Genomic DNA, 12790 nt, shown 5'->3' with positions numbered 1-12790 from the left:
AAATATGCTTTCAAGCAAAAAAGCCATGTAGGAACCAATGCGGTTTCTTTTCTTCATTATAGTGACCGGCACGAAACAACCAGTACCGGCAACCCTGTTCGTCTTCAATGGTGTAATAATCCCGATGTTCGCCCTCCGCAAGCCACCATTCCTGTTCAATACGCTCGGGACCGTCTGCTTTAACTACTTTATGCAACTGTCCCTTATACCTGAAATTCAGCGGAGGATAGTCGGGGATGGGGGCCGTTACTTCAATTTTTTCCGGTCTTTCCAGCAAGAGTATGGGCCGTGGTTTGTTGGTTGGCCATTGGGTGGTTGGTTGTTCGGAAAGTGATGTTGCTTTTTTAAAGGAACGTTCGGGTAAATGATGTTCGTCGGGCAGGTAGCGTTGAATAGCGTCCGGGTTGATCTTTCCTGTTAACCGGTCAATCAATTCAGCAATGGGCTGATCATTTAATGCCGCGCTTTCTTTCCAGAATTGTTCCTGTGCAGGTGTATAATCTTCCACCCGGGTAACTTCCAGTAAAAAAAGTTCAATACCCAAATCAGGTTCAAATGCAGGCAGTTTCATTTCAAAAAGATGAAACAAATGATTGACGTTGCAGGATGCGCGGCTGGTACTGATCTGGATGTCTGCTATTTTGCCATCCAGGCGATGTCCTTTAAAACAAGCGGTACGCAATCCTTTCCCTTCTTTTTGCATGCGCTCACATAATTGTTCCAGCAGGGTGCGTAACGCAATTTCAATTCCTGCAACGCGGGCAATAGGCTCTATACAGGGCAGACGCACCTGGTAAGGTTCCGGCGGGATGATAGGTTCAATAAATTCGTGTTCTCTTCCTACTATTTGGTTTATGCGTTGAAGCAGGAGGGGCCCAAACCGGCGTCTCAATGAAGCAGCAGGAATAGTCACTAAATGTTTGATCTGGTTCAACCCCAGTTTATGTAACCGGGCTATGGTATTTTCATCCAGTCGCAATGCTTCGGGCGGTAAAGCAAGGAGGGTTTCCAGGTGATTGTCTTTTTCAACCACCCTTTCTTTTCCAAAGCGGGTAATAGCCCAGGCGGCGCCAATGGTATCGGCCATGGCCGCTTTTGCAAAATAACCTCTTGTTGCCAATCGCTTAATAATATCCAATACATACTCTTCTTCGCTGCCCCATAAATGGGAACAGCCGCTCGCATCCAATATAAGACCACCCGGCGGATCTATGGCTACTATAGGCGTAAAACGGATACACCATTCAGCTATTCGTTGCAGCAGCTGACCGGTAAGGTCTGGCTTATCATCAAAATATTGCAGGGTAGGGCATATAGCCCTTGCATCGGCCAATACCATTCCTTCGCGAATCAGTAATTTTTGCGCATCGGAATTGGCTGCAGTGATCATCATTCTGCCATGCGAAGGTGCCGATAAAACAAATGCATTGTTTTTCAATGCAGGATGTTGGCGCTCAAACCAATCCGTAGCCAGGTACGGAAACCATATTGCCACATATCTTTTCTCCATCTCATACTATTTTCCGTATTGGGACTTTTATTTCAAAACTATATTTTGGCGTAACTTGGAACCTGCCTGATTGCCATTGCATTTCCCAACGGCCGGGTTTGCCGTTTCGCACCTTTAATAATTGTACATCCCATTTGGGAAAGCCTACGCCTGGTAAACCTGCTGTATCGTCACCTGGCAAGGGGGCTATCTGCCAGCGGGTGACGCAGGAAGTCATTATATTTCTGGGGTTTTGACGAATTAAAAACCCGGTTACTTTGCTGTGTTCAACCGCCAGTTGAAATCTCCTGCTTTCTGTAAGACTGATCTCGTTTATTTGACCCACTACAGCACTTACCGAATCGCATTTAAGCGCTTCCTCCATCACAAACAACTTTTCCTTTTCATTTTTAAGGTGAATGAAAATGACTTTTTCGGGGTCCATGCCAAAATGTTTTAAGGCAGGAGGAAAGATCATTTTACCAGGGCTGATCCAAATGGTGGCGCCCTGTTGTTTTAATAAAGAGGATAAAATACCGCTAACAAACCCTGCAGAGGTAGAAACCGTTTCCGGCCCAGTGCAAAAGAATTCATGAACAGCGCCAGTTGGGAAAACGCCATTCGGGAATGCTGATTTAAGCTGTTCCAGGCCATGCCAGTTGGTGATTTGCGTAGTGGCCGGCTTAAAACCTTGAAGCAAGAGAATATCCTGCTGCAATCGCGCAAAAGTATCCTGATTTGCAGCCATGACTATTGGTTGAATTTGCTAATGTTTCTGGCTGCAAGTTACTAAATATATTAGTAATAGGGGCATTTTACACATATTCTTCAAAAATCCCCTCCCGGGAGGAGGCAAGGATTGAGTTATTTACCAGTCTGCCTTATGTTCCAGTAGTTTGGGTTCGATGTGGCGTTTTATGTAAGTATATTTATGTACATTTTTAAAATCTACAATAAGTGTGTCTCCGTTAAATATAAATTCTTGAATTTGTTTACCTAATTGCCAGCTATTTGGTCCGACTTGAGTAAATTCATCTCCTAGTATTTTATTTTTCTTCTTATAAAGTACCCCCCTCCAACCAGTATAAGCGGGGTCAAAAAACTGGGATGTTAATTCGGGTTTTTTTCTGTCGAGGTGAAAGAGACTAAAACAACCGTTTCCATAAAATCTATAAACTCCATAAATAGTATTTACATCTTTATAATTGAATCTTGCTAAAACATCCGGTTGCTTTTCAAATCCTACATAAAAGTTGTCATTATATAGTTCATAAATAACGGTGGTATCAACCTGAGTTAAAATTGATTTGTCAAAATAAACCCTGTTCTTAAATACTTTGGGATTTACAGGCGCTTTAGAATAACCATCTTTAAGAATTGTTGTCCTGGCACAACTCATCAAAATAAACAGGGCCGGTATTATCGACAGTTTTTTCAATCTCATCCCGCCAAACTACAAAAAGTTATTGTCTGCTTAAAGTCCGGTATTCAGAAAAATATCGATACACTTTTTGCGGCCAGATTTTCCCATTCTGATTCCAATACCTGCACTTCCTTCACTCCGGCCAACAGCGGTTAAATACGGGTTGTGGAATCTACTCTAATCAAAAAATTTTTGTAAGTAAATAAAAAGTTAATAATATATTTGTACGGTAGTATAGGATAGTATAGTACAGTCGGGGTGCGGACTATTCGTGAATGGGTCTGATGAATAGGGGCAATGGTGCTTTCACGACGTTAACTCCAATCTTTTTCTTATTGCATTTTTTTGTGTTGTTTTCTCAGCACAGGGCATAATATGTCTGCTTCTGTGACAGGTATTCTATTGCCGAAGCAGTCTGTTTATAAATTAAGGTTACTTATTTCTTTTATTCATTTCAAATGCTTGCACTGTATGAAAAGTACAAATGATTGCCGCATACGCCAGTCTTCCTTTGAATGGTACCCGAAACTTTTCCATTCTTTTTTATTCATTTTCCTATTCGCTGCAACCGGCAGCTTTGCACAAGATCCTCCTGCTGTTACCCTCTCCGGAACGGTAACTGCTTCCGGGAAACCGCTGGAAGGGGCCAGCGTGGTTACCAGCACACACAAAAGTACCGCTGTTAGTACCGACAAAAACGGAAAGTTTGTTTTACATGTACCAACAGGTACAGTAATTACTATTTCCTATATCGGCTATCAATCGCAGCAGATTGTTGCGCCTGATGCCGATCAAACAATTAATGTGGCAATGCAGGCGACTGCGGTGCAAAATGAAGATGTGGTAGTGGTGGGGTACCGCACCCAAAGCAAACACAAAAACATCTCCTCTGTGGTCACTGTTTCGGGCGATGATCTTACCAAACGGGTGGCTACAGATCCCGCTGCTTTATTGCAGGGACAATTGCCAGGGTTATCGGTTACCCAAAACTCAGCCGAACCCGGTAACGAAAACCTGCAGCTCTTAATAAGAGGGGTGGGCACGTTCAGCGGCGCAGGTACCAATCCGCTGGTTATTGTAGATGGGATACCGGGTAGTTTATCTGCCATCAATGCCAATGACATTGAATCGGTGAGCGTATTGAAAGATGCCGCCTCGGCAGCTATCTATGGTTCACGCGGCGCCAATGGGGTAATTGTAATTAAAACAAAAAAGGGCAAGGGAGGTGGTTTTTCGCTTTCCTATAATTATAATGTTGGTATCTCTAACCCAACAAGACTCCCAAAGCTGGTCACCAATTCAGCAACCTATATGGAGCTGTTGAATGAAGCAGCTGCCAATTCAGGACAAGCGGCTGTTTATACCCAACAGCAGATCGATTTGTATAAGAACGCGACCGACCGGCAGAAATATCCCAACCACAACTGGCTGGATGATATGTTCTCAACAGCGGTGGTACAAAACCATTACCTGAACCTGAGCGGTGGCAAAGAAGGTACCACTTATAGTGTAGGTTTGGGATATACCAGCCAGCCAGGTACCATGCTGGGTTTTGATTATAAAAAGTATACGCTTAGCATGGGATTGAACAGCCGCGTCAACAAAAGAGTGACGCTGGGTGCCAATATGCAATTCCGTTATGGCAACCGTACCTATCCTTTCAATAACAGTACCGACCTGTATATTGCTACCTTGTCGCAGTCGCCATTATACCCGGCCCGTACCCAGGATGGCTTGTGGATCTATAAAGCCTATTCAACAGAAATGGGTAATAAAAATCCGGTGCTGACAGCTACTATGGCGCAAACGAAAAATCCGGATTACTATGGCCAGGGCAACCTGTCGCTCGATGTGGATATTACCAAAGACCTGAAATGGGAAAACCGCGCCGGTGTTTTCTTCGATTACAATAAGTCCAGCACCTTTGTGCCTACGGTCCCTGTATATTATTTCAATGATCTGTCACCGGCTGGTAATTACAACCCGGGCAGCACCTTGGGTTACTCTCAGGGCAGCAATGATGAAATTCATACAACGCTGTATAGCCAGTTGAATTATCAGAAGCATCTGGGCGAGCATAGTATCAGTTTACTGGCCGGCGCACAGGAAGAAGTGGATAATTACACGTATCAAAATGCGGCCAGAACAGGTTATCCTACCAATTACCTGACCGAATTAAATGCCGGTTCTGCCAATGGACAAACAAACAGTGGTTCTTCTTCCATCTGGGCCATCCAAAGCTTTTATGGAAACGCCAACTACGACTTTGCCGATAAATACCTGTTCGGTGCCAGTGTGCGGTATGATGGAACTTCCCGTTTGCCTAAAAACAATCGTTGGGGTTTGTTCTATTCCTTCTCTGGTGGCTGGCGCGTATCGAAGGAAGCATTCCTGAGTGATGTAAGCTGGTTGAACGACCTTAAACTCCGCGGCTCCTGGGGTATTCTGGGTAATCAGAACATTGGTAATTATCCTTATCAGCCCATCCTGAGTCAAAACAATTATGCCTTTGCCGGTAATGTAAACACTGGTTTTGTTCCCAATACGCTGGTTGATCCGGCGCTTACCTGGGAAACAACCAGAAGTCTTGACCTGGGTTTTGATATGTCGGTACTGAACAACCGCCTGAGTTTTTCGGCCGACTATTTTAATAAATATACCTACGATATTTTACGGGGCTCGCAGGTGCCGCAGTGGCTTGGTTTGAATGCACCTACCATTAATGACGGCGCAGTAAGTAATAAAGGGTTTGAGTTTCAGGTGAAATACCAGGACAAGATCAACAAAGACATTTCTTATTTTGCGATGGCCAATTTTTCACAATACCGCAATAAGCTGGTATCGTTTGGGAAGGATGTAATAACCGGTCCGGATAACCAGCTGATCATGAGAAATGGAGAACCCATCAACTCTTTTTACCTGTATCAGATGGATGGCATTTTTCAAAGCCAGGATGAGATCAACAAATCGCCCGATCAATCTTCACTGGGTGGAGCACCCACGCCTGGGGATATCAAGTATAAAGACGTGACTGGTGATAATATTGTAAATGCCGATGACCGTAAGGTGGTAGCAGGCCAGTATCCGAACTTTCAGTATTCGTTCACCTTCGGAGGAAGTTATAAACGTTTTGATATAAGCGTGCAGTTGTATGGATCACAGGGAAACAAAGTGTATCTGTATAAATGGGGAACAGATCCTTTTGCACAGGGGGCACCGCCAACAACTGATTGGCTCGACCGGTGGACACCAACCAATCCATCCACCACCATGCCCAAATTGTACCTCGGCTTTTATGGCTATCCGAAAATCACCAACTATCAGTCAACTTTCCATTTATACGATGCGAGTTTCATGCGCATAAAAAATGTGCAGGTAAGTTATCATTTACCCATACAATTCATAAGCGGAGTAAAATCATTACGGTTGTACGCTACTGTTGACAACCTCGCCGTGTTCACGCCTTTAAAACAAGGCGCAGATCCCGAGAGGCTTAATTTAAGTTATAAACCTGATGCCTGGTATGGATTTGCCAATTATCCACAAAACAGGACCTTCACTTTTGGCGCTGCTGTAGAATTTTAAACCTGCAAAAAGAAAAACATGAATCGCAAGAAATATATTCCGTCCATTATATTGTTACTAACCATTACCGGTTTTTATTCCTGTAAAAAATTAGACCTTACGCCGCCCGATCAGTTATCTACAACCGTGTTCTGGACATCACCCGGCGATGCCGACCTGGCATTGAGTGGGTTGTACAACACTTTTTACAGCAATGCCGGCAGTGGGGTAGACCAGTTTGCCCCTATGTGGTGGGAGAACTTCAGTGATAATTCCTATAGCCAGCATAGCCTGGCAGGTGCACAGGAAGCGTCGGTAGCTGGATTGTCGCCTACCAGCAATGGTTTCCCCAATACTACCTATTACAATTGTTATCGGGCTATTGCCGCAGTGAATACTTTTTTGGTGAATGTAAACAAAGTACTGTCGGGCGATAAGTTGAATCAGTATCGTGGGGAAGCGTACTTCATCAGGGGTTTTAATTATTACTACCTGGCTATGACCTATGGCAATGTGCCCCTCGTGCTGGAGGATCCGTTTACGATAGACTATAAAAGCACAAAGGCAAAAAGCCCCCGGGCTGAGATCTTGAAACAGGTGGAACTGGATTGGGATTCAGCGATCGCTTATTTGCCAGATGTGAAATACACCACCGGTCATGTAATAAAAGCGGCTGCAGAAGGGTATATGACGCGTTTGTTCTTATATGAAAAGAGATGGTCCGAAGCGGCAGCCATGGCCAAAAAGATCATCGATGCCGGACTGTTTTCATTGAACCCCGATTATGCCGGTAATTTTTACAAACCGGCGCAAACGTCAAGTCCTGAGATCCTATTTTCTATTCAATTCAAAGCACCGGCTGTACCACATGGCTATTCTTTGAACGTGTTGCTGATTGGTCCCGGCTGGAAGGATGTGCAGGGCACGCAGAGTATGATCGATGAATATGAAACCAATGACCCCAGGAAAACAATGACTTTCTTTTTCCCGGGTGATGGCGCCGCGCAAGGCTGGCCTTATCCCGGTACTACTGCAACACCGGGTGTAGCAGAGTGGGTAGATGGATTTTATCCCACTAAGAAGTTTATCGATCCGGCGGTTAAAAACCCCGTGCCCGGTTTGCTCGATGACCAGGACTATGTATTGCTGCGGTATGCGGATGTAAAACTTATGTATGCCGAAGCACAGAACGAAGCAGTAGGTGCAGATGCGAGTGTTTACCAGCAGGTGAATGATGTACGGGCCCGGCCTGGGGTGAATATGGCTGCATTGCCTGCGGCATTATCTCAGGATGCCATGCGTCAGCGGATCAGGCATGAGAGAAGGGTAGAGCTGGCGCTTGAAGGGCAGCGGTATTTTGATTTAAGAAGATGGGGCATCGCCAAACAAACGCTTAATGATTTTGTTCAAAACCCCAAGCATCCGGAATTGAAGACGATCTATAAAGATAATAATGAGTTCTGGCCATTGCCACAGCCGGAGATAGACCTGAATAAGCCTGCGCTTGTTCAGAATGATGGCTATTAGGTGTTACTGTAAAAATTAGTATAAGAGAGTCTCGTGAAAACGGGGCTCTTTTTTTTAATCATCGGTGGCAGTGATGTTATTGTTGTTAGAATCCAGCCGGCCCGACAGAAATTTACAGGAGTCTTCAAGTCATTGGATTTGAAGGCTCTTTTTGGTTTGAAGTATTCTTGTTTAAATAGACTTAATTACCGCCATTTTTGATTTTCGACTAGTTTTTCAATTAAAGAATAAAACTGTCGTAATCCCAAACTACCCTCTAACCCATAATCGTGGATTTCCTTTAAGGTTCCGTTATACTTAATTTCAATATTGATTGCCGGATTGTCCGTTGCATCAATAGAGTAGTCGGCTTTTAAAGAATCAGGATTTAGATAGCTTAACAAACTGATGAATTCATCGAAAGACTTTTGTCAATTTTAGTTTTCAGTAAGCCTTCATGCTTCATATATGCCTTAGCATTTAATGCTGCACTTCTGTTACTATCAACGGTAAGTTCATATATTGGGCAGGAACCAAAGCATCGCTCACTGCTAATCTTAATTCTTTCTAATTTTATTTCCTTTGGCTTACTATTATACTCGATGAAACCATTAAACTGGTATGTTATGGAATCCAGCATTTCAGCGAATTTTGGTTGATATCGGTTTTGATAACCATTTTGCTTTTTGATTATCAGGATTGGCATCGTGCCTGTTGTGTCTATTCTGACTAACCTGTTTTCCTTATGTTCTGTACCTACGTATTTCAATTCGAATTTGTCATTACCAGCATCAACGATTGCAAAAATTTTTCGATCATTTACAAGAAGATCTGTTGATCCATTGTTATCAATATCGATTTTCAAGAATCTGATATGCGACAGATCGGAAGGAATCGATTTTGGAAATACTGTAGTGTATCCTGAAAGCTCATCAACAAAATGCACTATCTCTGATTCAATTTTAAGCTCGTCTATTTTGTTTGCGACGGAAATCAATGAAATTGCCATGAATACTGCTAAAAAAATAGCTCTCATACATTATTTATAAATTATAAAACAACATTTGCATCTAACTGTGAAGTATGCCCAGATCCTGCAAATGCAAATATATCAACAAGAGGATGCAATAATCTCAACACTTGCATAATATCAGCCTGGCTCTTTTTTAATTTCTCTTAATAGAAATTCAGAAGACTAATCGGCCAAATCTCGGCTAAATATATTATATATTTAATTCTTTCGTAATGCACTGACTTCTTTGTTGTTTTGCACATAGACATTATCAAACTCTAATCCATCGCTATCTTTTAACACCAGAGAATATCCAGTTGGCTGATGAAAAAGGTCAGGGCTATATTCTGTCTTTACCTTAACTACTTTGAATTTCTTATTATATTCTTTATCCAAAAAGGTTTGAATTTCATTTTTGACAAGAAATGGAGGAGTAATGTAATAAATTCCAAAATGAATAAGGAGGAAATGTATAAGCATTACCGCTAGAAGATGCTTTAAAGCTTTCGTCATTTTACTGGACTTTTAATATTATTTCACGATTCCTTTCTTCAGATACGTATTAACGTAGCACAAAAGTCCTCTTGGCTAAGGCTTTAAAATCTTGTATCAGTAGGTTCGAACTTCGTCCAGTTGCCCGACTAACAAGTAGTCCCGACGGTTACCGTCGGGAATTTGTTTTTATGGTTTCGCCTCAATCTTAGGCGCAATAGCTTACATCCTAAACCTTATGAATCTACAACAGCTTCCTGGTTACATCTGTAGTCTGTACAATTTCTCCCTCTATTATCAAACAACCAGCCTTCTCCATCTTTGTAACTGTATCCTGCACCTCCGTTTCCGTTAATATACCGCTGTACTGCTGCACAATCGCCGCCAGGGAGGTTGAGCCATTACTAACAAAGTTCACAAACCGTAATACAGCATCATCCCGGTAAGTAAACCCATTCTTGAAATAGATCTTGAAACAATAATTCCCAGAAATGGCCTTGTCAACCATTTCAAGCGCCCACACTAATCCGTCAATTTTCGAATGCTCTTCGTTTAACCGCTCTATCAATTCATATTTATTTCCCTTGTATTCGACAGTATGTCGTTTTATATTACTTTTAAATTTTTCAGGAAAATCTGGAGGGAATTCAGCTGATTTATAAACTGCCACTTTTTCATCAAGTGCCTGTTCAATTTTTTCTTTTATAATCGAAATATCCAGCTCATCAATAGTAACGATATCAACTAGTCTTTTCTCCCGTCGGGATTGCACTGTGTCATCAATGAATGGGGCCATGGAAAATCCGTCTAAAAAACTACTATAACCTAAATGATTATACTCTTCATCTTTTACCATGAACAAATTAACGCCATCATCGTAAGGCTCGGCATTTTTTATTTTATTGTTGAATTCTCGCTTTAGATGACAACTATAACAAATTTCCTTTGACAAGTAAGGGCTATCGGTAGGGATGATCATCTTAGCACAATCAGCACATTGAATGGCTAAATGCCGTTGCTCCCAACCAGGGCAATTATTATCCGGTTCTTTATCAGATGGAAAATAAAAGATCAATCCATATTTTTCATTGGCCATCTTGCCCCATTCTTTTGCCAGTTCAGCCTCAGGCCAGGGTGGTACGGTTCCATTGAACAACCTAATGTCTCCGCCCAGACTAATTGTACCTAAATACCTAACTTCTTTTTTAATAGAAAAGAGTTTTTTTATTATTACATGTAAATTCAAATACAAATACCATCCAGATGTGTCGCCATCCCACAATGCTTCCAGTACTGTTGGTTCTCCGCCAGCCAGCTTGATGGCCTTATCAAGCGTTTCAAATGAGGTAATATTGATCATTGAAAAGAAATTGCTGTAAAATAGACATTTTACCAATATCAAAAAACCTAGGCGTGAGCGGTATGCAACAATGGTTTGGGGTTAGCGTACTTTCGCCTGACAATCTCCGCGAGCAGGATGTCTTGTAAATCGCGCAGTAATTCCAAAAAAAGATAGAGCCATTTATTCCATACGAATAATATGTTTAATTCTCTGAAATTCAACAAGACTTTTAAGGAGGCAGTTCGACATTTGTCCAGTCCACCCGACCGAATTGTTGCTGTGTCCGCCCGGAACCGAAGCCAAAGAAAATTTACTAATGCTGAAGTTAACAACTAAAAGCTAAATAGAATTCGGTCAAGCCCGATATTAGTTGATGTGAGGGTCTTTCCAATATTATGATTTTGATTATATCTGTTCAAAGTCGGGCAGTGGCCATGAACGATCAAAATAGGCTTCAGTGGGTTGGTACAAACGAAAATACGAAAACCAATTCCTGCCAGGCACGGTGGGAATCCAGTTTTTCTGGCCCTGCTGCACTGAGCTCGTGGTCGGGTGTATTGTGCCACTTGCCAAAGGCAGCGGTGCTATAGTAATGACCCTTCAATATCTCTGCAACACATGCTGCTTCCTTCGGCCATAGCGCATCATATCCCGGGAAGCCGGTAGCCATTTCCGAGATGACACCGTTGTGAACAGAATGATGATTTCTACCAGATAGCAATGCTGACCGGGATGGTGTGCACAAGGCGGTTGTATGAAAGCGATTATAGCGAAGTCCCTCATCTGCCAGCTTTTGAAGTGTGGGTGTGTTGGCTGGGCCTCCAAACGTACTTGTTTGACCGAAGCCAACATCATCAAGCAGGATCACCAGGATATTGGGCGCTCCCTTAGGCGGTGTGGGCAAAGAAATACTATCCGCTTCAGAGTCAGCATAGGTGTTGCCAATATGGCCATGGAACCCGGGAGTTGGTAACGGCAAAACATTTGACAGAGAGGATGCCCCCTGGTTCCTCTTACCATCTGTATTGCTTTTATCTTTATTTGCTTTCATGTTTACTTTTAAATAGTTAAATGATTATGTAGAAGCACAGGCGGGTTTTTCCTGTTCGGCTAATTCCGACCCGGGAGTTTCCTTCTATAAACTAAAGACACTATTCACAATTCCTTTTCCTCTTTATAAGCCGATAAATCTGCCCAAAAATAGAATTTAAAAGATGCTTGCTTGGCGAAACACCATGATGAGATGTGTCTATTAATCAAATGCTGGTACTCCCGATCCCTATCAACCGCCAATCAATAAAAATGTAAAATAGAATTCTGAACTTCTCCTTCCTGAAAACTGTTTAAGCCTTTGAATTTCCATCAAATTCTCTAAATAATGGTTCGAAATTTGTGCAGCCACCCCGACTAAATTGGCGGAGCAAAATCGCTGGTTGGTTGAAAAACAATTCCTTCGGAAAGGAACGAGTTACAAAGAAGCATGGCTGATCCCAAAAAAGTAGTTTACATTTGACTGTAATAAACACAATAAAATGTCCTATAGCCTAATAATGACCGCCATTGATAATGTGCCGGTAGATGTTGACAAACTTGAAAATTTTTGTTTAAATAATCCTTCTTACAACTTTGATAAATCGGGCACCTGGACAAATCTCTTTTATCCGGTAATACTATATAATACTTCTAAAGGGTGGAGCTATGTTTGTGGAGTAGATAAAAATAGAAGCTCTATAGACTGCGTAGGGCCGGATGATGCATTGTATGCGAATGTCTGTAAAATTGCAGATGAATTAAATTTATTTATTATTGGAGAAGAAAATGAGATTTATCATATTCCCAACCATGGTAATCCGGGCCGCCATCTCGATTTTAATAAAGCAAAGCATGTTTATGAACAACATGGCCTTGACCTGGCTGTAATAATTAATGAAGCTGCTGTTGAATAGTAATCACATATTTTAC

General features: G+C 42.2%; 9 protein-coding genes and 2 pseudogenes. 3 read left to right on the top strand and 8 right to left on the bottom strand.

Features of this window, described 5'->3' with window-relative positions; all coding sequences use genetic code 11:
* Window positions 1–10 precede the first annotated feature (10 nt).
* From BMX95_RS12300 to BMX95_RS12290, 3 genes are all read right to left on the bottom strand, one after another.
* Window positions 11–1510 (bottom strand): Y-family DNA polymerase, encoded by a 1500-nt coding sequence (locus BMX95_RS12300; RefSeq protein ID WP_081204912.1) that lies wholly within the window; start codon window positions 1508–1510, stop codon window positions 11–13.
* A 1-nt stretch (window position 1511) separates the two neighbouring features.
* Window positions 1512–2237 (bottom strand): ImuA family protein, encoded by a 726-nt coding sequence (locus tag BMX95_RS12295; RefSeq protein WP_081204913.1) that lies wholly within the window; start codon window positions 2235–2237, stop codon window positions 1512–1514.
* Window positions 2238–2357: 120 nt separating this feature from the next.
* Window positions 2358–2933: a hypothetical protein gene (locus tag BMX95_RS12290; protein WP_081204914.1), complete on the bottom strand. Its 576-nt coding sequence runs from the start codon at window positions 2931–2933 to the stop codon at window positions 2358–2360.
* Window positions 2934–3383: 450 nt separating this feature from the next.
* Between BMX95_RS12290 and BMX95_RS12285 the strand changes: the two genes are divergently transcribed.
* The gene (locus tag BMX95_RS12285) at window positions 3384–6497 is read left to right on the top strand and encodes a SusC/RagA family TonB-linked outer membrane protein (protein WP_165759133.1); all 3114 of its coding nucleotides are present in this window, start codon (window positions 3384–3386) and stop codon (window positions 6495–6497) included.
* Window positions 6498–6515: 18 nt separating this feature from the next.
* Window positions 6516–8003, top strand: coding sequence for a RagB/SusD family nutrient uptake outer membrane protein (locus tag BMX95_RS12280; RefSeq protein ID WP_081204916.1), 1488 nt, complete (start codon window positions 6516–6518; stop codon window positions 8001–8003).
* A gap of 185 nt (window positions 8004–8188) precedes the next feature.
* On the opposite strand, the pseudogene BMX95_RS35945 reads toward BMX95_RS12280, so the two are convergent.
* The 5 genes and pseudogenes from BMX95_RS35945 to BMX95_RS35670 form a co-directional block, all read right to left on the bottom strand.
* Window positions 8189–8622, bottom strand: a pseudogene (locus BMX95_RS35945) (DUF6438 domain-containing protein).
* 591 nt (window positions 8623–9213) lie between these two features.
* The gene (locus BMX95_RS12265; RefSeq protein ID WP_081204919.1) at window positions 9214–9507 is read right to left on the bottom strand and encodes a hypothetical protein; all 294 of its coding nucleotides are present in this window, start codon (window positions 9505–9507) and stop codon (window positions 9214–9216) included.
* A 223-nt stretch (window positions 9508–9730) separates the two neighbouring features.
* On the bottom strand, window positions 9731–10846 hold the full coding sequence (locus tag BMX95_RS12260) for a hypothetical protein (protein WP_081204920.1): 1116 nt from the start codon (window positions 10844–10846) through the stop codon (window positions 9731–9733).
* 387 nt (window positions 10847–11233) lie between these two features.
* Window positions 11234–11332, bottom strand: coding sequence for a hypothetical protein (locus BMX95_RS35840; RefSeq protein ID WP_425311890.1), 99 nt, complete (start codon window positions 11330–11332; stop codon window positions 11234–11236).
* Window positions 11333–11381: 49 nt separating this feature from the next.
* Window positions 11382–11879: pseudogene (locus BMX95_RS35670) on the bottom strand (sulfatase-like hydrolase/transferase); the annotation flags it as partial.
* Window positions 11880–12378: 499 nt separating this feature from the next.
* Between BMX95_RS35670 and BMX95_RS12250 the strand changes: the two are divergent.
* The gene (locus tag BMX95_RS12250) at window positions 12379–12774 is read left to right on the top strand and encodes a hypothetical protein (protein ID WP_081202336.1); all 396 of its coding nucleotides are present in this window, start codon (window positions 12379–12381) and stop codon (window positions 12772–12774) included.
* Window positions 12775–12790 lie beyond the last annotated feature (16 nt).

It is taken from the genome of Niastella yeongjuensis, assembly GCF_900110245.1.
Taxonomy (GTDB): Bacteria; Bacteroidota; Bacteroidia; order Chitinophagales; family Chitinophagaceae; genus Niastella; species Niastella yeongjuensis.
The sequence above is the reverse complement of the archived record's forward strand: the minus strand, read 5'-3'. Positions and strand labels throughout refer to the sequence as shown.

Coding starts and splice junctions, on each gene's coding strand:
- BMX95_RS12290 (WP_081204914.1), bottom strand. CDS start 2,933: ATGAGATTGAAAAAACTGTCGATAATACCGGCCCTGTTTATTTTGATG.
- BMX95_RS12300 (WP_081204912.1), bottom strand. CDS start 1,510: ATGGAGAAAAGATATGTGGCAATATGGTTTCCGTACCTGGCTACGGAT.
- BMX95_RS12260 (WP_081204920.1), bottom strand. CDS start 10,846: ATGATCAATATTACCTCATTTGAAACGCTTGATAAGGCCATCAAGCTG.
- BMX95_RS12250 (WP_081202336.1), top strand. CDS start 12,379: ATGACCGCCATTGATAATGTGCCGGTAGATGTTGACAAACTTGAAAAT.
- BMX95_RS12295 (WP_081204913.1), bottom strand. CDS start 2,237: ATGGCTGCAAATCAGGATACTTTTGCGCGATTGCAGCAGGATATTCTC.
- BMX95_RS12285 (WP_165759133.1), top strand. CDS start 3,384: ATGAAAAGTACAAATGATTGCCGCATACGCCAGTCTTCCTTTGAATGG.
- BMX95_RS12265 (WP_081204919.1), bottom strand. CDS start 9,507: ATGACGAAAGCTTTAAAGCATCTTCTAGCGGTAATGCTTATACATTTC.
- BMX95_RS12280 (WP_081204916.1), top strand. CDS start 6,516: ATGAATCGCAAGAAATATATTCCGTCCATTATATTGTTACTAACCATT.